At 71.6% G+C, this 22,056-nt stretch carries 8 protein-coding genes; 2 read left to right on the top strand and 6 right to left on the bottom strand.

What is annotated here, in order from left to right:
- Position 1: 1 nt before the first annotated feature.
- The 3 genes from ABD340_RS05245 to ABD340_RS05235 all read right to left on the bottom strand — a co-directional run bounded on the left by ABD340_RS05245 (position 2) and on the right by ABD340_RS05235 (position 15,836).
- Positions 2–13,888 carry a type I polyketide synthase gene (locus ABD340_RS05245; RefSeq protein WP_344587318.1) on the bottom strand — a complete coding sequence of 4,629 codons (13,887 nt, stop codon included), beginning with the start codon at positions 13,886–13,888 and terminating at the stop codon, positions 2–4.
- Positions 13,889–13,963: 75 nt separating this feature from the next.
- Positions 13,964–15,172 carry a cytochrome P450 gene (locus ABD340_RS05240; protein ID WP_344587317.1) on the bottom strand — a complete coding sequence of 403 codons (1,209 nt, stop codon included), beginning with the start codon at positions 15,170–15,172 and terminating at the stop codon, positions 13,964–13,966.
- On the bottom strand, positions 15,165–15,836 hold the full coding sequence (locus tag ABD340_RS05235) for a helix-turn-helix domain-containing protein (RefSeq protein WP_344587316.1): 672 nt from the start codon (positions 15,834–15,836) through the stop codon (positions 15,165–15,167). The genes ABD340_RS05240 and ABD340_RS05235 overlap by 8 nt, the downstream gene beginning before the upstream one ends.
- 502 nt (positions 15,837–16,338) lie before the next feature.
- On the opposite strand from ABD340_RS05235, the gene ABD340_RS05230 reads away from it, so the two are divergent.
- Complete coding sequence (locus ABD340_RS05230) at positions 16,339–17,283, top strand: winged helix-turn-helix domain-containing protein (protein WP_344587315.1); 945 nt, start codon at positions 16,339–16,341, stop codon at positions 17,281–17,283.
- Between the two features lie 9 nt (positions 17,284–17,292).
- Here ABD340_RS05230 and ccrA read toward each other — a convergent pair whose 3' ends face one another.
- From ccrA to ABD340_RS05215, 3 genes are all read right to left on the bottom strand, one after another.
- A complete protein-coding gene (gene ccrA, locus ABD340_RS05225; RefSeq protein ID WP_344587314.1) occupies positions 17,293–18,627 on the bottom strand; it encodes a crotonyl-CoA carboxylase/reductase in 1,335 nt (444 codons plus the stop codon).
- Positions 18,628–18,641: 14 nt separating this feature from the next.
- Positions 18,642–19,394 (bottom strand): thioesterase II family protein, encoded by a 753-nt coding sequence (locus tag ABD340_RS05220; RefSeq protein ID WP_344587313.1) that lies wholly within the window; start codon positions 19,392–19,394, stop codon positions 18,642–18,644.
- 265 nt (positions 19,395–19,659) lie between these two features.
- Positions 19,660–20,988 carry an MFS transporter gene (locus tag ABD340_RS05215; protein ID WP_344587312.1) on the bottom strand — a complete coding sequence of 443 codons (1,329 nt, stop codon included), beginning with the start codon at positions 20,986–20,988 and terminating at the stop codon, positions 19,660–19,662.
- A gap of 209 nt (positions 20,989–21,197) precedes the next feature.
- Between ABD340_RS05215 and ABD340_RS05210 the strand changes: the two genes are divergently transcribed.
- Positions 21,198–22,025: an alpha/beta fold hydrolase gene (locus ABD340_RS05210; RefSeq protein ID WP_344587311.1), complete on the top strand. Its 828-nt coding sequence runs from the start codon at positions 21,198–21,200 to the stop codon at positions 22,023–22,025.
- The last annotated feature ends 31 nt before the right edge of the window (positions 22,026–22,056 follow it).

Genomic DNA, 22,056 nt, shown 5'->3' with positions numbered 1-22,056 from the left:
CTCACGCCTCCCCGAGTTCCCGGTCGACGATCGCGAAGATCTCCTCGGCCGACGCCGCGTCGAGTTCGCCGTCCGGACCCGGACCTTCGGCGGGGCCGCCACGCAGCTTCCAAGCCAGCGCTTCGAGACGTTCCGCGACCCGTGCCGCGCTTTCCCCGTCCTCGCTGAGCGCGGGCAGGGCGTTCTCCAGTGCGTCCAGCTCGCCGAACACGGAACCGGACGCCCGCACCGCGTCGTCCGGCAGCAGCAGCGAACGCAGATATTTGGCCAGGGCCGCCGGGGTCGGATGGTCGAACACCATGGAGACCGGCAGCCGCCTCCCGGTCGCGGCGCTCAGCCGATTCCGCAGTTGGACGGCGGTCAGCGAATCGAAGCCGAGTGCCCGGAACGTCCGGCCCACCGGAATCCCCCCGGTATGGCCGAGCACGCTCGCCACTTCGGTGTGGACCGTGTCGAGCAGCAGCCTGGTCCGCTCGGTGTCGGGCAGGCCGGCGAGACGTTCCGCGAGCCCGCCGCCGCCGACGCCGCCCGCACCGTCCGCGCCGCCGGGAGCGGCGTCCGCCGGGCCGAGAGCCCGCTGCGCCTCGGGCAGGTCCGCCAGCAACGGGCTCGGCCTGCCGGATGTGAAGCCGGGAACGAACCGCTCCCAGTCGATGTCCGCCACCGCAACGCAGATCTCGTCCCGCTCGACCGCCTGCACCAGTGCGGCGACGGCCTGCTCCGGCGCCATCTCCAGGACGCCGCGCCGGTCCATGTACTCGGCCACGCCGTCCAGCTCGGCGATCATTCCGCCGCCGCCCCAGGCGCCCCAGGCGATCGAGGTGGCCGTCCGGCCCCGCGCCCGGCGCCGTTCGGCGAACGCGTCGAGGAACGCGTTGCCCGCGGCGTAGGCCCCGTTGCCTCCGCTGCCCCAGACGGCCGCGTTGGACGAGCACAGCACGAAGGCGTCCAGCGGGGCGTCCCCGAGCAGCTCGTCCAGGTGCGTCGCGCCGGCGACCTTGGCCGCGACCACCTGCTGGAACTCGGCGAGACCGGTGTCCGCCACGTCGGCGAACCGCTGGGCGACGCCCGCGGCGTGCACGACCGCGGTCAGCGGAAGGTCGTCGGGAATCCCGTCCAGCAGGTCCGCCACGGCCGCACGGTCGGCGACATCGCAGGCCGCGACGGTGACGCGCGCACCGAGCCCCTCCAGCTCGGCCGCCAGTTCGGCGGCGCCGGGGGCCTGCGCGCCGCGCCTGCCCGCCAGCACCAGGTGCTCGGCACCGTTGCCGGCCAGCCACCTGGCCACGTGCGCCCCGATCCCACCGGTGCCACCGGTGATCAGCACGCTTCCGCGCGGACGCCACGGCCGGGCCGCGGGCTCGTCGCCGGGCAGGGCACGCACGAGACGGCGGGCGTAGATCCCGGACGAACGGACCGCGAGCTGGTCCTCGTCCCCGATTCCGCCGAGCACCGCGGCCAGCCGGTCTCGCGCGTCGCGGTCCGGGGTCTCCGGCAGGTCGATCAATCCGCCCCACCGCTCGGGCCGTTCCAGCGCGATCACCCGGCCGAGGCCCCAGGTCTGCGCCTGGACCGGGCTCACCACGGGGTCGTCGTGGCCGGTGACCACACCGCCTGTGGTGACGGTCCACCATCGGCACGGGAGCTCGAGCGCCGCCACCGCGGCGGTCGCCGCCAGGCCGCCGGGCAACCCGGGATGATCGGGATGCGGGGCCTCGTCCAGCGCGAGCAACGACAGCACCCCGGCCAGGTCGTTCTCCTCGGCCGCCGCCTTCGGCAGCTGGTCCGCGGTCACCGTTCGCACCCGTGCCCCGCGGTCGTTCAGGGCCTCGGCGCAGCCGGCGGACCACGGGTGCTCAAGACCGCCGTCGGGAACCACGAGCAGCCAGGTCCCCGTCGGCCCAGCGGCACCGGCCGTCACCGGACGCCAGCGCACCCGGTACCGCCACCGGTCGGCCTGCGACTTCAGCCGCCTCCGGCGCAGCGCCGCGACCACACCGTCCAGCGACCGGTCACCGTCGATCTCCAGCTCGGCCGCCACGCCCGCCACGTCACCGTGTTCCACCGCGGCCCACAGCCCGGCGTCGGCGCTCGCGTCGTCCGGGACGGTCAGCGGAGCCGGCGGGGCGTCGAACCAGAACCGGCGGCGCTGGAACGCGTACGTCGGCAGGTCGATCCGCCGGGCCCCGTCGAAGAACCGGTCCCAGGACACGGCGAGGCCGCGTACGAAGCCTTCGGCCAGCGCGGTCCCGAACCTGTCCGGACCGCCGTGGTGACGGTGCAGGGTGCCCAGGGCGACGGCATCGGTTCCGGTGTCGTCGAAGACGTCCTGCAGTGCGGGGACGAGCACCGGATGCGGGCTCACTTCGACGAAGAACCGGTATCCCGCCGAGGCCAGCGCACGGACGGCAGGGTCGAATCCGACCGGCCGACGCAGATTCGCCGCCCAGTACTCCGCGTCCAGCAGCGCGGTGTCGACCCATTCGCCGCGCACCGTGGAGAAGAACGGGATCTCACTCTGGGAGGGCGCGAGCCCGGCCAGAGCATCGACGATCTCCTCTGTGATCGCTTCGACCTGCGGCGAATGCGAGGCGTAATCCACCTCGATACGCCGAGCACGAACACCCGCGCCCTCACAAGCCGCCAGGAACTCCTCCAGCGCACCGTCCTCGCCAGCGACGACCGTGCTGACCGGACCGTTCATGGAAGCGACCGACAGCGCATCACCCCACGGCTCCAACAGTTCTTCCGCTCGGACCACACCGGCGGCCACCGCGACCATGCCACCGCGACCGGACAGCTTCTGCGCGACGGCCTTGGCCCTGGTCACCACAATCCGCGCGCCATCAGCCAAAGACAGACCACCGGCCACACACGCGGCGGCGATCTCACCCTGCGAATGACCCACCACCGCCGCAGGCTCCACCCCGTGCGAACGCCACTCCGCAGCCAGAGAAACCATCACCGCCCACAACGCAGGCTGCGCCACATCCACACGATCCAGCGACAGACCATCACGCAACACATCCGCCACCGAGAAATCCACCAAGCGCCGCAACGCCGCATCGCATTCGGCGAGACGGGCCGCGAACACCGGACTGGCGTCCAGCAGCTCCGCGGCCATCCCCACCCACTGCGAACCCTGACCCGGGAACACGAACACGGTGTGCCCCCGGACGTCCGCGACGCCGGACACCACGTTGGGGCCGGTGAGCGTGCCGAGCGCCCGCGTCAGGTCGGTCCGGTCGGTGCCGAGCACGACGGCCCGGTGCGGCAACGCCGTCCGGGACGACACGAGCGAGAACCCCACGTCTGCGAGCCCCGGCCGGGGTTCGGTGTCCATGAAGGCCGCCAGCCGTGCGGCCTGCGCGCGGAGCCCGGCCTCCGAACCTCCCGAGACCACCAGGGGCACCTGGGCACCCGAAGCAGGCGAAGCCGCCGGCTCTCGTTCCGCCTGCCGCCGGTCCTCCGGCGCCTCCTCCAGGACGACGTGCGCGTTGGTGCCGCTGATCCCGAACGACGACACCGCGGCCCGGCGCGGGCGGCCGGCCTCCGGCACCGCCCATTCCTCCGGCTCGGTCAGCAGGTCGATCGCGCCCGAGGACCAGTCGATCTCCGGCGACGGCTCGTCCGCGTGCAGGGTGCGGGGCAGCGTCCGGTGCCGCATCGCCTGCACCATCTTGATCAGCCCGGCGGCACCGGCGGCGGCCTGGGTGTGCCCGATGTTCGACTTGATCGAACCGAGCCGCAGCGGACGGTCCGGCGGCCGTTCCCGCCCGTACGCGGCGAGCAGCGCGTCGGCCTCGATCGGGTCGCCGAGCGCGGTGCCGGTCCCGTGCGCCTCCACGACGTCGACCTCGCCGGCCGCGACCCGGGCGTCGGCCAGCGCGGCCCGGATCACCCGCTGCTGCGACGGCCCGTTCGGCGCGGTCAGCCCGTTGCTCGCACCGTCGGAGTTGATCGCCGAACCGCGCACCACCGCGAGTACCCGGTGACCGTTGCGGCGGGCGTCGGACAGCCGCTCCAGCAGGAGCAGTCCGGCCCCCTCGGCCGGGCCGAACCCGTCCGCGGACGCGCCGAACGCCTTGCACCGCCCGTCCGGAGACAGCGCCCGCTGCCGGCTGAACTCCACGAACAGGTCTGGGTTCGGCATCACCGAGACGCCGCCGGCCAGCGCCATCGAGCACTCGCCGGAGCGCAGCGCCCGCACCGCGAGATGCAGCGCCACCAGGGACGACGAGCACGCCGTGTCCACGGTCACCGCGGGCCCCTCAAGACCGAACGTGTAGGCGACGCGTCCGGAGATCACGCTCAGCACGTTGCCGGTGACCGAATAGCCTGCGGTGCTGTTCGGAACCTGCTGCTTGTCCGTGCCGTAGCCATTGGAGATGGCGCCCACGTAGACGCCGGTCCGGCTGCCGCGCAGTGCCGACGCGTCGATGCCGGCGCGTTCGAAGACCTCCCAGGCGGATTCCAGGATCAGCCGCTGCTGCGGGTCCATGGCCAGCGCCTCGCGCGGTGAGATGCCGAAGAACTCCGCGTCGAACTCGGCGGCGCCTGGCAGGAAGCCGCCCATCCGTGTGTAGCTTCGGCCGGGACGGTCCGGGTCCGGGTGGTACAGCCGGTCGAGGTCCCAGCCGCGATCCGCCGGGAACCCGGTGATGGCGTCCCGTCCGGCCGCGACCAGGTCCCACAGCTCGTCCGGGGACTCCACCCCGCCGGGGAAGCGGCACGCCATGGCGACGATCGCGATCGGTTCGTGGTCGGTCGCGTCCCCCGCCGGTGCGCCGGTCGCCGGGTCTTCGGGCGCCGGGACGGTGCCCGCGAGTTCGGCGCCGATGTGGGCGGCGAGCGCGTCCGGGGTGGGGTGGTCGAACACGACCGCGGCCGGCAGGCGCAGCCCGGTCTCGGTGTTCAACCGGTTGCGCAGCTCCACCGAGGTCAGCGAGTCGAAGCCCGCCTCCTTGAACGCCCGCTCCCCGGTGATCGTGTCCAGCGTCGCGTGCCCCAGGACGAACGCGGCGTGCCTGCGCACCAGATCTCGGAGGGCCGTTTCGCGTTCCGCCTCCGGCAGGCCGGCGAGCCGGTCCGCGAACGACGATCCGACGCCTTGCACGCGGTCCGCGGGTTCGGCGCGCCGCGCAGGTTCGGCGCGCCGCGGCCGGGAGCCGGACGCCTGGCCCTTCGTCAGGGCCCGGCCCACTTCACCCGAGGCGCACGCGAAGAGGTCCAGCGCGGCCGGCACCGGCGCCGCCTCGTCGGCCCGCAGGGCGGCGTCGAACAGCGACAGCCCCCGCGCCGTGGGCATCCGGACCAGGCCCGCGCGCCGTAGCCGCGCCAGATCCGCGTTCCGCAGGCCGCCGGTCAGGTCGCTCGACTGCTCCCAGAGCCCCCAGGCCATGGACGTGGCGGGCAGCCCGGACGCGCGCCGGTGCGCGGCCAGCGCGTCCAGGAACACGTTCGCGGCGGTGTAGTTCGCCTGGCCGGGGCTGCCGAGCACGCCGGTCACCGACGAGTACAGCACGAACGCGGCAAGGTCGTGCCCGGCGGTGAGCTCGTGCAGGTTCACCGCCACGTCCACCTTGGACCGCAGCACCCGGTGCAGCCGCTCGGCGGACAGCGATCCGACCAGGCCGTCGTCCAGCGTTCCCGCGGTGTGCACGACCGCGGTCAGCGGGTGCTCGGCGGGAATGCCCGCCAGGACGGCGGCGAGCGCGTCCCGGTCCGCCGCGTCGCACGAGGCGATGGTGACCGAGGCGCCGAGGCCGGCGAGTTCGGCTTTCAGTTCGGCCGCCCCGGAGGCGGCGCGCCCCTGGCGGCTGGTCAGTACCAGGTGGCGGACACCGTGCCCGGCCACCAGGTGCCGGGCCAGCAGGCCGCCCAGCGTTCCGGTGCCACCGGTGATCAGCACCGTGCCCTGGGCGTCCAGCGGCCTCGGCACGCGCAGCACGATCTTGCCGGTGTGCCCGCCCCGGCTCATCGTCCGCAGCGCCTCCGGTGCCCGCCGGACGTCCCAGCTCCGGACCGGCAGAGGTCGCAGCTCTCCCCGCTCGAACAGCGTCACCAGTTCGGCGAGCAGTTCGCCGACGCGTTCCGGCGCCACCTTGGTGAGGTCGTAGGCGTGGTAGGCGACGCCGGCGTGCCCGTCGGCCACGGTCCGCGGGTCGCGGACGTCGGCCTTCCCCATCTCCAGGAAGGCGCCGCCACGCGGCAGCAGCCGGAGTGAGGCGTCCACGGAGTCGCCCGCAAGGGAGTTCAGCACCATGTCCATACCGCGGCCTTCGGTGGCCGTGGCGAACTTCCGCTCGAACTCGAGGGTCCGCGAGGACGCGATGTGCCGGTCGTCGAGGCCCATCTCACGCAGCAGGTCCCATTTGCCCGGACTGGCCGTGCCGAACACCTCGGCGCCCCGGTGGCGGGCGAGCTGCACCGCCGCCATGCCCACTCCGCCGGCCGCCGCGTGCACCAGGACGGCCGCGCCCGCGGAAAGATCGCCGAGGACGGAGAACCCGTAGTGCGCGGTCAGGAACGCCACCGGCACCGAGGCCGCCTGTTCGAACGACCAGCCCGCCGGAATCCGGGCGAGCAGGCGCCGATCGGCCACCGCCACCGGCCCGAGTCCTTTGGGCAGCAGGCCGAAGACGCGGTCACCGACCGCGAATCCAGTGGTGTCCGGCCCGATCTCGGTCACCACCCCGGCCCCTTCGAGCCCGAGGTCGGCGCTCTCGGGATAGGTGCCCAGCGCGATCAGCACGTCCCGGAAATTGACGCCCGCGGCCCGCATCGACACCCGTACCTGCCCCGGCCGCAGCTCTGCGAGCCCCGCGGAATCGGGCACGAGCGCCAAGTTCTCCAGCGTCCCTGGCCCGGTGGTGTCCAACCGCCAGGCGGACGTGTCGGACGCGTCGGGCAGCGGCAGGGTTTCGCGTGGGGTCCGGGACAGCCGCGGCACGAACGCCTGGCCCCGGCGGAACGCGAGCTGGGGTTCGTCCATGACAAGGGCGATGCCGGACGTGTCGGTGTCGGTGTCGACGAGCCCGAAGCGGCCGGGGTTCTCCGCCTGCGCGGTGCGGATCAGTCCCCAGAGCGACGCATGGGCGAGGTCCGCCACGTCCTCGCCGTCCTGGATCGACACGGCGTTCCGGGTGACGAACACCAGCCGCGCGGGCTCCCAGCGCGGATCGCCCAGCCAGGCCTGGACGAGAGCGAGGGCCTCGGCGGTGGCCGCGTGGACCGACTCGACGAGGTCGCCACCGACCGGATCCCAGGCGGCAAGGACGATCCGCGGCGGATCGGCGGCCTCGGCCAAGGCCGCGAGGTCTTCCGGGCTGCGAACCGTCGCCCACTGTTCTTGACGGACGTCGGCGGCCGGGACCGCTACCCAGTCGACCCGGAACAGGGAATCCTCCGCGACCGGAAGCTGCTCCGGGGAGACCGGGCGCAGGCGCAGGGATTCGATCGACCCCACGGGCCTTCCGGTGGAATCGGCCAACTCGACGGTGACCGCGTCCGCGCCGGCCGGAATCACCCGCACCAGCAGCGACTCGGTGTCCACCGCGGACAGTTCGACGCCGCTGAACGAGAACGGGAGCAGCAGCCGGTCGCCGCCGTCGGAAAGCAGTGTCAACAGCACCGAGTGCAGGGCGGCGTCGAGCAGCGTCGGGGCCGGGCCGGACCAGGCGTCCTCGTCCCGCACCGGGACGCCGACCTCGGCGTAAGTGTCCGCACCGAGCCGCCAGCAGGCCCGGAGTCCGGCGAACGCGGGCCCGTAGCCGTATCCGGCCTCGGCGAGCCGGTCGTAGCAGCCGGTGACGTCGACCGGCTGCGCGCCTTCCGGCGGCCAGATCTCCGGCGCCCACCGCGGCGCGCCGGCCGACGCGGCGAGGAGCCCGGTGGCGTGCCTCGTCCACGGCCGGTCCGGCGCGCCCCGCTCGGGGGCGGAGTACATGCCGATCTCCCGGCGTCCCAGCTCGTCCGGCGCGCCGACCCGGATCTGCACCCGTATCCCGGCGTCCTCGGGCAGGACGAGCGCGGTGTGCAGGGTGAGGTCGTGGATTCGCGGGCAACCCGCCACCGTGCCGGCGAACCGGGCCAGCTCCACCCATACCGCGCCTGGCACCACCGCGCTGCCCGCCACCCGGTGATCGCCGAGCCAGTCCTGCGCGGCGAGCGACCATCGTCCGGTCAGCAGCACCGAATCCTCGTCCGCGAGGCGCAGCACGCCACCGATGAGCGGATGGCCGACGTCCGCCAGGCCCACATCCGTGGCGTCCCCGCTTGGGGTGGCCGCCGGTTCCTGCCAGAAGTTCCGATGCTGGAAGGGGTAGGTGGGGAGGTCGACGGGTTCGGTGTCGGGCAGGTGGGTGTGCCAGCTGACAGGAAGGCCGCGGGTGTGCGCGTAGGCGAGCGAGGTGAGCAGTTGGTGGTGCGAGTCCCGGTCGCGATGCAGCGTCGACAGGACGACGGCCTGCTCCCCGAGCGTGTCTTGCAGCGCGGGGGTGAGGATCGGGTGCGGGCTGACCTCCAAGAAGTTCCGGTACCCGTCCGCATGAAGCCGGTCGATGGTCGGGGCGAACCTCACCGCCTGCCGGAGATTGGTGATCCAGTACCCGGCGTCGAGCCCGGTGGTGCCGGCCGGTTCCGTGGTGACGGTGGAATACAGCGGGATCCGGCCGTGTGCGGGGGTGATGCCGGTCAGGTCGTTGGTCAGCCGCTCGGTGATCGCATCGACATGGGCGGAATGGGAGGCATAGTCCACCGGGATCCGGCGCGCCCGGACACCGTCCGCCTCACAGTCTGCGAGGAACTCCTCCAAGGCGGTGCCGTCCCCGGCCACGACGGTGTCGGTGGGCCCATTGATCGACGCGACCGACACACCGGCGGGCACACGTCCGGCCACCCGGGCGGCCGGGAGCGCCACCGCGACCATCCCGCCACGGCCCGACAGTTCGTCGGCGATCGCGCGGGCCCTGGTCATCACCACCCGCGCACCATCGGCAAGGGAGAGTCCACCGGCGACGCAGGCCGCGGCGATCTCCCCCTGGGAGTGACCCACCACCGCAGCAGGGACCACCCCGTACGAGCGCCACACTTCCGCGAGGGACACCATGACGGCCCACAACGCGGCCTGGACGACATCGACCCTTTCCAGCGGAGCGCCACGACGCAGCAAGTCGGTGACGGAGAAGTCTGCGAAAGGACGCAACGCCGCATCGCACTCGGCCAACCGCGCCGCGAACACCGGATGGGTGTCCAGCAGACCGGCGGCCATTCCGGCCCACTGCGAACCCTGACCCGGGAACACGAACACCACCCGGTCATCGCCGTCCCGGGCCACACCCTCGACCACATGCGAGACCGGCTGTCCATCGGCCAACGCCGCCAACCCGGAACGAGCCTGCGGGACGTCGGATGCCAGCACCACAGCGCGATGTGCGAACGCCGTCCGCCGGGTCAGAGAGAACGCCACATCCGCCAGGTCGTGCGCGTCCACAGACGACACCAACTGCCCGGCCTGCGCGCGCAACGCGTCCGGCGTCTTCGCGGAGAGCACCAGCGGCACGGGGTATACGGCCTGCGCCGGTTCGCTGTCAGGTGCTTCTTCGATAATCTCGGGTGCTTCTTCAATAATCTCGGGTGCTTCTTCCACGATGACGTGCGCGTTGGTGCCGCTGATCCCGAACGCGGACACACCGGCCCGCCGCGCCCGTCCGGTCTCCGGCCAGGGCGTCGGCTCGGTCGTCAGCCGTATCGCGCCGGACGACCAGTCGACGTGCGGGGTCGGGGCGTCCACCCGCAGCGTCTCCGGGACGGTCCGCCGCCGCATCGCCATGACCATCTTGATCATCCCGGCCACCCCGGCGGCGGCCTGGGCATGCCCGAGGTTCGTCTTCACCGACCCCAGCAGCAACGGCCGAGCACGGTCCTGGCCGTACGTCGCGAGCAGGGCACGTGCCTCGATCGGGTCGCCCAGAGTGGTGCCGGTGCCGTGCGCCTCCACCACGTCGACATCGGCAGGGGACAGCTTCGCGCTCGCCAACGCCGCCCGGATCACCCGCTCCTGGGCCACCCCGTTGGGTGCGGTCAGTCCGTTCGAGGCGCCGTCCTGATTCACCGCCGAACCGCGCAAGACCGCCAGCACGCGGTGCCCGTTCCGGCGCGCGTCCGACAACCGCTCCAACACCAGCACCCCGGCGCCCTCAGCCCAGATCGTGCCGTCCGCCGAAGCCGCGAACGCCTTGACCCGACCGTCCGGCGCCAGGCCGCGCTGCCGGGAGAACTCCACGAACCACTCCGGGCTGGACAGGACCGTCACCCCGCCGGCCAGCGCCAGCGAGCACTCGCCCGACCGCAGCGCCTGCCCGGCCGAATGCAGCGCCACCAGCGACGAGGAGCACGCGGTGTCCAGCGTCATGGCCGGGCCGTGCAGGCCGAGAAAGTAGGCGATCCGTCCGGAGACCAGGCTGGGCGAGGTGCCGGTCAGCCGGTAGCCGTTCCCCTCGGCGGTCTCCTGGTCGTGTCCGTAACCGCCGTGCATGGCGCCGAGGAACACGCCGGTCTGGGATTCGCGCAGCGACAGCGGATCGATACCGGCATGCTCGATGGCCTCCCAGGACACCTCCAACGCCATCCGCTGCTGCGGATCCATCGCCACCGCCTCACGCGGCGAGATCCCGAAGAACTCCGCATCGAACCCACCGGCCCCGTAAACGAAACCGCCCTCACGCACATAGCTCTTGCCCGGACGCCCCACCTCCGGATCGAACAGCTCACCGACATCCCAGCCACGATCCGTCGGAAAAGGACCGACCGCGTCCCCACCACCGGACACCAGCTCCCACAGATCCACGGCCGAGGCGATGTCCCCGGGGAACCGGCAGCCGATCCCGACGATCGCGACCGGCTCGTCGTCCAGCCTGGACGCGACGCCCGCGACGACGGCTTCCTTCCGGGCACCGGACAGCTCCGCGTGCAGGTGCTGCGCCAGCTTGGCCGGCGTGGGGTGGTCGAACAGAACGGTCGGCGGCAGTCGCAGGCCGAACCGCGTGCCCAACGACAGGCACAGTTCGACCGACAGATGGGAGTCGAGACCGAGTTCGTTGAACTTCCAGTCCACCTCAACGGTGTCCGTCGAGGAATGTCCCAGTACGACGGCCGCCTGCCTGCGCACCTCGTGCAGGACGGCGGGAAGATCCGCATTCGAGGCCGGCGGCGCGGCGGGCTCCGGCCCGTGCTCGGCGGGTTCGTGGTCGAACCAGTAGCGGCGGCGCTGGAAGGCGTAGGTCGGCAGGTCGACCCGGCGGTGCCCTTCGGACGCGAACGACCGCCGCCAATCCACCGGCAGGCCACGCACATAGCCCTCGGCCAGCGCGGCCGTCAACTGCCGGACGCCGCCTTCCCCACGCCGCAACGTCCCAACAGCGACACCCTCGACACCAGCGTCATCGAAAATCTCATGCAACGCGGGCACCAGCACCGGATGCGGGCTCACCTCAACGAAGGCCCCATGGCCAGCCGAAGCCAGGGCACGGATCGCGGGATCGAATCCGACCGGCCGACGCAGATTCGCCGCCCAGTACTCCGCGTCCAGCAGCGCAGTGTCGACCCATTCGCCGCGCACCGTGGAGAAGAACGGGATCTCACTCTGGGAGGGCGCGAGCCCGGCCAGAGCATCGACGATCTCCTCTGTGATCGCTTCGACCTGCGGCGAATGCGAGGCGTAATCCACCTCGATACGCCGAGCACGAACACCCGCGCCCTCACAAGCCGCCAGCAACTCCTCCAGCGCACCGTCCTCGCCAGCGACGACCGTGCTGACCGGACCGTTCATGGAAGCGACCGACAGCGCACCACCCCACGGCTCCAACAGTTCTTCCGCTCGGACCACACCGGCGGCCACCGCGACCATGCCACCGCGACCGGACAGCTTCTGCGCGACGGCCTTGGCCCTGGTCACCACAATCCGCGCGCCATCAGCCAAAGACAGACCACCGGCCACACACGCGGCCGCGATCTCACCCTGCGAATGACCCACCACCGCCGCAGGCTCCACCCCGTGCGAACGCCACTCCGCAGCCAGAGAAACCATCACCGCCCACAACGCAGGCTGCGCCACATCCACACGATCCAGCGGCAGACCATCACGCAGCACACCCGCCACCGAGAAATCCACCAACGGCCGCAACGCCGCATCGCATTCGGCGAGACGGACCGCGAACACCGGACTGGAATCCAGCAGCTCCGCGGCCATCCCCACCCACTGCGAACCCTGACCCGGGAACACGAACACGACCGACTCCGGGCCTTCGGGGCGGGCCACCCCTTCGGCCACGCCCGGTGCGGTCTCGCCGCGGGCCAATGCGCGCAGTTGGTCGAGCGCCGATTCGCGGTCGGAGGCCAGCGCGACGCCGCGATACTCCAGCGGGGCTCGCGTGGTGGCCAGGGAGAATCCGATGTCCTGGAGGCGCGCCGGGACGGTGTCCAGATGCCCGACCATGCGTGCGGCCTGGGCCCGCAAGGCCGCCCGCGTCCGCGCCGAAATCACCAGCGGCACGGTCGAGGGCTCGGCACCGGAGGGAGGCTGCTCGGCGTCGGACGGCGGTTCGCCGCCGCCCCATCCGGAAACCACGACGTGGCAGTTGGTGCCGCCCATTCCGAAGGACGACACGCCCGCCAGCGGCGGCTCCGCGGGGGCCGGCCACGGCTCGGTCGAACGGGGCAGCCGCAGGTTCAGTTCGTCCAGCGGGATGTCGGGGTTCGGCGTCTCGAAGTTGAGGCTGGCCGGCAGGGCCCGCTTCCAGATGCTCAGGACCACCTTGAGCAGGCCGGTGATCCCGGCGGCGCCTTCGAGGTGGCCGACGTTGGTCTTGACGGAGCCGACGACCAGCGGCCGGGCGCGTCCCGGTGCCGTGCCGAGCACCGAGCCGAGCGCGGCCGCCTCGATCGGGTCGCCGACCTTGGTCCCGGTGCCGTGGAGTTCGACGTACTGCACGGCCGCCGGGTCGACCCCGGCACGGTCGTAGGCGAGCCGGAGCACCTCCTGCTGGGCGTCCCGGTTCGGGGTGGTGAGGGTCCGGCCGCCGCCGTCGTTGCCGACCGCGCCGCCGCTGATCACGCAGTACACCCGGTCGCCGTCCTCGACCGCCTTGGCCAGCGGTTTGAGGACGAGCACGCCGCCGCCCTCGCCGCGCACGTAGCCGTTGGCCCGCGCGTCGAAGGTGAAGCAGCGGAAGTCGGGGGACAGCGCGCCGAACTCGGCGACACGATCGGTGCTCTCGGGGGCCAGGTTCAGGCTGACGCCGCCGGCGAAGGCGACCTCCGATTCGCCCGAGCGCAGGCTTTCGCAGGCCAGGTGCACCGATACCAGCGAGGACGACTGGCCGGCGTCCACCGTGAGACTCGGGCCGCGCAGCCCCAGCAGGTAGGAGACCCGGTTCGCGATCATGCTCCGGTGCAGGCCGGTGAGCGAATGCGGGGTGACGGCGTCCCCGCCGCGCCGGCCGGCCAGCACGGCATAGTCGTCGGCGGCGACCCCGACGAAGACGCCGGTCCTGCCGCCGGCCAGCGCCGCGGGCGGGATTCCGGCGTCTTCGAGCGCTTCCCAGCCCAGTTCGAGCATCAGCCGCTGCTGCGGATCCAGCGCGGCGGCCTCGCGCGGTGCGATGCCGAAGAATCCGGCATCGAACTCGTCGACCCGGTCGAGGAAGCCGCCGCGGGACGCCGGGGCGTCCGCGCGGCGCGCCTCGGGCGGCGGTCCGATCGCGTCGGCGCCGTCGCGGAGCAGCACCCAGAACGAGTCGGGGTTCGCGGCCCGGGGAAGGCGGCAGGCCATCCCCACGACGGCGATCGGCCCGCCGGGCTCACCATGTGCAGCAGGAAACGATCCCACCGGAACCTCACCTAGGGCAGTCTCAGGTCTTGTCGGGAAGGCGTGCAGGGCCGCACGCCTTGGGCGCCGCGGAAATCAGGCCGGGTTCGCCGACCAGGTCACCGGGAGTTCGTCCACTCCGTAAAAAGCCCGCTGGTCGCGCATTCGCACTTGTTCGAGCGGGACGGCGAGTTCGATGTCCGGGAACCTGCGCAGCAGTGCGGTGAACGCGACGCGCTGCTCGACCCGGCTCAGGTTGTTGCCGAGGCATTGGTGAATACCGTGGCCGAGGCTCAGATGGCCGCGCGCCGACCTGGTGATGTCCAGCGTCTCGGGATCGGGGAACTGCGCCGGGTCCCGGTTGATCGACGACAGCGAGAGGGTGACGGTCTCACCCTTGTGGATCAGGATGCCGTCGACCTCGACGTCTTCCAGCGCGACCCGGTTCGGGCCGATGTGCGGGACGCTCAGATAGCGCATGAGCTCCTCGACCGCGCCCTCTGCGAGCGAAGGGTCGTCGCGCAGCTTGGCCATCTGGTCCGGGTGCGCCAGCAGCGCGAGAACCCCGAGGGACAGCATGCCGGTGGTGGTCTCGTGACCGGCCATCAGCAGCAGCGTCCCGATGTTGCCGAGTTCCAGCTCGGTCACTTCCGGGTTGGCGGCGAGGCCGCTGAGCAGGTCGTCGCCGGGCTCGGCCCGCTTGCGCACCGCCAGGGCGGCGATGTACTGCACGATCTCACCGATCGCGGCCTCGGACTCCTTGTTGCCGGAGTCGAGGTCGAGCGCGGTCGTCTGCCACTCCATGAAGCGCTCACGGTCGGCGTAGGGCACCCCGAGCAGTTCGCAGATGGTCAGCAGCGGGATCGGGAGCGCGAACGCGGACACCAGATCGCACGGCGGTCCCATGCTCGCCATCCGGTCGAGATGCCTACCGGTGATCTCCGCGATCTTCGGTTCGAGCTGGTTCATCCGGCGCACCGTGAACTGCGCGGTGAGCAGGCGGCGCAACCGGGTGTGGTCCGGCGGATCCATCTCCACGAAGAAGCCCGGGTAGGCCGGACGGTTCGACGCGAACGGTCCCGGAATCGGGATATGAATGTTCTCGGGCCGGGAGCTGAAGCGCAGGTCGGCGAGAATCTGGCGGCCGGCCGAATAGCCGGTGACGACCCAGCCCAAGTGCCCGTCCGGGTAGCGGAACCTGCTGATCGGCTCCGTCTCGCGGCGGGCCGTCAACTCTTCGGGCGGGCCGAACAAACATGTTCGAGCAGTAGGAAACGACTCCAGGGTGGGCAACGCTTCAGGCATAGGGGTATTTCCTAACGTTTCGATCGGGGCGACGGTTGAAGCGATGGGAGGACCTGGGGACGTCGCACACGGCCGGTCCCCTCGCCTGGACGGCCACCGCGGGCGCCGGCCGGCCGAGCCGGTGCGGCATGAGCTCGATGACCGCGCCGCCCGTCCCGCCCGTGACCGCGGAACGTTCCGGTGCGGCGTCCACGTTGTCGAGCACCAGCAGCGCGCGGCGCAGCGTGACACGCAGCAGTTCGACCCGGTCGTCGAAAGAACCGTCGTCGAGAGATCCGGTGACCGCGGGGCCGGCTTCCAGGACGGTCAGCAGGCGAGCGACCAGCCCGGCCACCCCCACCGCCTCGACCGGCTCGGAAAGCACGGTCTCCCGCTCGTCTGCCAAGGCACCGTCCGCGGCGGAGCCGGACTTGCGCCGGGCGAGCCGCCGGAACGCCTCCAGGGCTTCGCCTTCGATCCGCAGCGCCGCGGCCAACAGGGCCACCGACTTGCGCTGCGGCCTGGCCGTCCGGCCGCGTTCCAGGTCGGAGATCGTCCGAACGCTCAGCCCGGAGCGTTCCGACAACTCTTCCTGGGTCAGGCACGCCCTTTCGCGAAGAGCACGCAGCAGCGACGAGAACTCGCCATTCGTTGCGTCACCGAGTCGCTTCGGCAACTGCGACATCAGCCCTCCCGACTGGAAGCCGTCGAGGCTGCGCGCATCGATCGCTGCCCCCGACGATCAAGTACAGATCTCACACGCTACTTGAGAGTCACGCCGGCGAATTTTGCCGCGCGGCCGGGAATCTTCATGGCCGAGCGTGTTCACCGCCGCCTTCGGCGCCCCGGTGGCGACAACTTCACCGGACGCCGGCAAAGGCGTTGTGAGCTGGCCATCCACAAAACACCACTCAGATCATCGCGAGTCCGCGGGGCCCGCGGCAATGTCTTTCGAGCAGGCTCAAAAGACCTCGCGTGACGCGCCCTCCGCCGCCTCCGAATGTCCTCCGAATGCCCCCCGCCGGCAGCGGACCGCGCCGGTGTGAGGCTCTTCACCAGGAGTTCACACGGACCGGGGGAACCGTGCCCCGGCCCCGGGCGTCCCACCTGGAAGATCCTGTTCGCTCCCGGGGGACACAGCCTTGCTTCGCATCCACTTCACGAGCGAAGACCTGATCCGCACGCGCGTGGCGGCGGCGGCCGATCCGATGTGGGAGATCGTGCTGAGCCTGCACATCCTGCAGACCCGCCGCCCGGCATTCACGCTGGATAAGTGGCGCCGCGAGGTCCGCGGACGTTTCACCGATCAGCGGCGGCGCGGCCAGCTCGCACGGCTCATGCCGCTCGCCCCGATCGCGACCTACATGCCCGATTTCCTGACGCCGTCACACGCGGCCGGGAATCTGGTCGAAGGCATCGACGCGGTCCTGTCCACACCACCGCCACGATTGCGGCGGGAAATGCAGCGACTGGGTGCGGTAAGCCGGCTTCCCGCCTGGGCCGGAGAGCTCGCGGCCGGAAAGTCCGACCCTCTGCATAACCTGGGAAAGGCGCTTGGGGATTACCACCGGTTCGCCCTCGCGCCCTATTGGCACCATATTCAGGAACGGGTGGACACCGACCGGACGGCCCGCGGCCAGGCCCTTCTCGACGGCGGGCCGGAACACCTGCTGGAAACGCTGTCACCGCAGACGTCCTGGCGGCGGCCCGTACTGGAGATCAACTATCCGGTCGACCGGGATCTGCGTCTCGACGGCCGCGGGATCACGCTCCTGCCGTCGTTCTTCTGCCAGACCTACCCCATCACCCTGGCGGACGTGACGCTCCCGCCGGTGCTGGTCTACCCGATCGCCCAGGCGGGCTTCCCCTCGGCCCCGACCGCCGAGGGGCTGTCCGCGCTGCTGGGCGCGACCCGTGCCGCGATCCTGGTCGCGACCCGGCCGGGCAGGTCGACCGGCGAGCTGGCGAAGCTCCTCAACGTCTCCGCCGGCACCGTGAGCTACCACGTCTCGGCACTGCGCGACGCCGAACTGGTGATCAGCCGCCGGAACGCCAACATGGTGGTGCACACGACCACCCCGCTCGGCGGCAAGTTGCTGCACGGCAGACATCAGTCGACCACCCGCCCCTAGCGGGGCGGGTCAAGGCCTGAACCGGTTGATGGCGCCGAGGTGCCGCTCGCGCAGCTCGTGGTCGCGGACGCCGAGGCCCTCTTCGGGGGCGAGGCACAGCACGCCGACCTTGCCGCAGTGGACGTTGCGGTGGACGTCGTGCACGGCCTGCCCGGTCTCCTCCAGCGGGTACAGCGACGACAGCGTGGGGTGGATCCGGCCCTTGGCGATCAGCCGGTTCGCCAGGGCGGCCTCGCGGTAGTTCGCGAAGTGCGAACCCACGATCCGCTTGACGTTCATCCAGAGATAGCGGTTGTCGAACTGGTGCAGATAGCCCGAGGTGGACGCGCAGGTGACGACCGTGCCGCCCTTCCGCGCCGCGTAGACGCTGGCGCCGAAGGTGTCCCGGCCGGGGTGCTCGAAGACGATGTCCGGATCCTCGCCGCCGGTGAGTTCACGGATCCGGGCGCCGAAGCGCCGCCACTCCTGCGGGTCCTGGCTCTGCTCGTCCTTCCAGAAGCGGTAGCCCTCGGCCGCCCGGTCGATGATCAGCTCGGCGCCGAGCCGCCGGCAGATCTCCGCCTTCTCCGGCGTCGAGACCACGCACACCGGCGTGCCCCCGCCGTTGAGGACCAGCTGCGTCGCGTAGGAGCCCAGCCCGCCGGACGCGCCCCAGATCAGCACCACGTCGCCCTGCTTCATGGCGGCGCCGTTGCGGGAGATGAGCTGCCGGTAGGCGGTCGAGTTGACCAGCCCGGGGCTCGCGGCCTCCTCCCAGGTGAGGTGGGGCGCCTTGGGCATCAGCTGGTTGGCCTTGACCAGCGCGATCTCGGCGAGGCCGCCGTAGTTGGTCTCGAAGCCCCAGATCCGCTGCTCGGGGTCGAGCAGGGTGTCGTCGTGGCCGTCCGGGTGCTCCAGTTCGACGCTCAGGCAGTGCGCGACGACCTCGTCGCCCGGCTGCCAGGCGTGCACGCCGGGTCCGGTGCGCAGCACGACGCCGGCCAGGTCGGAGCCGAGCACGTGGAAGGGACGGTCGTGCCGTGCCGCCAGCGGCGACGTCCTGCCGTACTTGCGCAGGAACGCGAACGTCGGCAGCGGCTCGAAGATCGACGACCAGACGGTGTTGTAGTTGACCGCGCTCGCCATCACGGCCACGAGCGCCTCGCCGGGGCCGAGCTCGGGGGTCGCGACGTCCGCCAGGTGCAGCGACTTGCGGGGATCCTTGTCGGCGCTGTCCAGGCCAGCGAACATGTCGGTCTCGTCCGCGTGCACCGTGACGCCCCGGTAGCTCTCCGGTATCGGCAGCGCGGCGAAGTCCGCCGGCTCCGCCGTTCCGGACAGGATGGCGTCCCGGATCTCGTCCATTCGGGGGTCTCCGTTCATATGTCGTCCAGGCGCCGGGAGACCACTTCGACGAGGGCCTCCCACTGGTCGGCCAGGTAGAAGTGGCCGCCGGGGAACGTGCACACCTCGAACGCGCCCGTGGTGTGGTCGCCCCACGCCTTGGCCTCGTCCATGTCGACCCTCGGGTCGTCCTCGCCCGCCAGGACGACGACAGGGCAGTCCAGCTTGGGGCCGGGCCGGTGGCGGTAGGTCTCGACCGCCCTGTAGTCGCTGCGCATCGACGGCAGGACCATGCGCAGGACGTCCTCGTCCCGCAGCACGCGCCGGTCGGTGCCGCTCAGCCGATCCAGCTCGGCGATCAGGGCCGCGTCGCCGCCTTTGTGGACCTTCTCGTCCCGGTGCGTGGAGGGCGCCCGCCGACCGGACGCGAACAGCGCGACCGGCGCCGCGCCGCGCCGCTCCTTCATGCGGGTCGCCACCTCGAAGGCGATCACGGCCCCCATGCTGTGCCCGAAGAACGCCACCGGACGGTCCATGAGCGGTTCGAGCGCGGTGAACGCCTCGTCGGCGTACTCGTCGACGGTGGACAGGAGGCGATCGCGCAGCCGGTCCTGCCGTCCCGGGTACTGCAGCGCGAGCACCCGAAGATCGGACCGCGACGCCGCGGACAGCGGACGGAAGTAGCTCGCCGAGCCCCCGGCGTGCGGGAAGCAGACCAGCGGCACGCCCTTGCCGGGCCCGGGTTGGAAGCTGCGGACCCACGTCTCGTCCAGGACGGTCTCGCTCATCGGGTCAACGTTCACCGCTCTAGGGTCCGCGCTGGGCACCACCAGGAACCAGGCAGAAACGGCGGAAGAAATGCCTGCAGGAACCAGCCGCCCGCCCGCAGCCCCGGTCACAGGCCGTTGCTGCTGCCGCCCTTCGTCCGGCAGAGGCTGCGCCGGTTCGTCGCGTCCCCGAACCGGCGGAACCTGGCCGCACTGACCGAACCGGCCGAGACTCCGGCGGCCCTGCTCCACATCGGAACAGGGCACGCCCGGGGAAAGGTCGTCGTCAACGTTCGGCCTGGGCCGCTTCCTCGTCGAGCGCGACCGCCGGGGCGTCGGCCGCCGGCTCGTCCGGCAGGCGCAGGAACACCCCGGCGACGAGTGACACGATCGCGGCGAGCGCCATGTAGATCGCGATGGCGTGCCACCCGCCGGTCGCCGCCAGCAGCGACGTGGCGAGGGCGGGCGCGATGGCGTTGCTCGCGATCAGGCCGATCGTGAAGGCGATCGACATTCCGCTGAACCGGATCGCCGACGGAAAGACCGCGGAGAAGTACGCGGGGACCACCGCGTAGTTGGCCGAGTAGCCGATGAGCAGCAGCACGAACCCGAGCAGCATCCAGCCGTACTGCTTGGTGTCCAGCAGGGCGAACCAGACGAACGGCAGGACGGTCAGCGACGCCGCCCCGGCGAGGAAGACGGCCCGGACACCGATGCGGTCGGCCAGCCGTCCGAACAGCGGCACGCAGATCAGGACGACCACGGTGGCCGGCAGCAGGACGGAGAGCATCACGTCCCTGCTCAGCCCGAGTTCGCCCTTCCCGTAGGAGAGGGAGTACACCGTGACCAGGGTGAAGACGCTGCCGGCGCACACGATGGCGAGCGCGACCAGGACCACGGTCCGCCAGTGGTGGCGGAAGACGTCGGCGACCGGCAGCCGGTGGACGGCCTCCCGCCGCTGCACCTTGTCGAACTCGGGCGTCTCCTCGACCGACAGCCGGACCAGCAGACCCACCACGACCAGGACGGCGCTGACCAGGAAGGGGATCCGCCAGCCCCACGCCTTCATGGCCGCGTCGTCCATCGCGAACACCGGCAGGAAGGCCAGGTTGGCGAGCAGGAGGCCGGCGGTGGTGCCGGTGTTGACCAGCGAGCCGAAGAACCCGCGCCGTTTCCGGCCGGAGTGCTCCACGGTCATCAGGATGGCGCCGCCGTACTCGCCGCCCGCCGAGATGCCCTGCAGCACGCGGGCGATGACCAGCAGGACCGGTGCGGCGATCCCGATCTGCGCGTAGTCGGGGAGCAGGCCGATCGCCAGGGTGGAGACGCCCATGAGGACGAGCGTCACGACCAGGACCGTCTTGCGGCCGAGGCGGTCGCCGAAGTGGCCGAAGATCAGTGCGCCGAGCGGGCGGGAGAGGTAGCCGACGGCGAAGCTGGACAGCGCCAGCAGCGTCGAGACCAGCGGGTCGTCCGCGGGGAAGAAGAGGTCGCCGAAGACGACCGACGCCGCGAGGCCGTAGCACGCGTAGTCGTAGTACTCGATCGTGGTGCCGACCCAGCTTCCGAGCGCGGCCTTCGTACGTTGCCGCGCGGTACTGGTCATGGCGGTCATGGACGCACCTCCGGAGAACAGGGGCGGGGAACGCCTCGCCCCAGGGGACGGGGGTGACGGCCCAGTGCCGGTGGCGTTCGCCTAAGGGTGCCGTACTATGTACGGCACAAAGAACGCTTGTCAAGGGTCGCGCCGCGTTTGCCGACGTCAGAGCAATCGAGATCGGTCCAGAGGGAACCGTACGAATGACCGCACCAGGAGGTCGCACAGTGCACGAGCAGCCGATGGGCCGTCCCGGCCCGCAAGCCGCGCCCACGCGGGCGTACGCCACGACCCCGGACGGGCTGATCCACTACGCGGAGCAGGGCCGGGGAACCCCTGTGCTCCTCCTGCACCAGACGCCGCGCTCGTGGGACGAGTACCGGGACGTACTGCCGCTGCTGGGCGCCCGCTACCGGGCGATCGCGATGGACACCCCGGGTTTCGGCGCGTCCGACCGGCCCGCGGGCCCATGGAGCATCGAACTGTTCGCGTCGGGAGTGCTCGCGCTGTGCGACGCCCTGGACCTGGAGCGGGTGGCCCTCGTCGGGCACCACACCGGCGGCGTGATCGCCACCGAGGTGGCGGCCCGCGCACCCGAACGGGTGAGCGCGCTGGTGCTGTCCGGGGTCCCGTATGTGGACGCGGCCCGCCGGGCCAAGGTCGCCAAGCGGCCGCCCATCGACGAGGTCACCCCTCGACCGGACGGCTCGCACCTGATGGACCTGTGGACCAATCGCCTGTCGTACTACCCGGACGACCGGCCCGACCTGCTGGACCGCCTGGTGCGGGACGCGCTGAACGTCCTGGACCGCGTCGAGGAAGGGCACCGCGCGGTCAACGCCTACGAGATGGAGAACCGCATCGGCCTCGTCCAGGCGCCCGCCCTGGTGCTGTGCGGGGAGTTGGACGACTACTCAAGGCCCGACATGGCCCCCCTGGCCGACCGGCTCGGCGCGGACACCGAACTCCTGCCGGGTACCGGCGTCCCGTCGGTCGACCATCGTCCCGACCTGTTCGCCGCGGCGGTCACGCGTTTCCTCGAGAAGGTGCTCTGACGGCCTGAGCCCCCGGCGTCCGCGCAGGTCA

This window comes from Actinomadura vinacea (assembly GCF_039532545.1).
In the GTDB taxonomy this organism is placed as follows: domain Bacteria; phylum Actinomycetota; class Actinomycetes; order Streptosporangiales; family Streptosporangiaceae; genus Spirillospora; species Spirillospora vinacea.
Note: the sequence above shows the minus strand (reverse complement) of the source record. Positions and strands in the feature narration are given on the sequence as shown.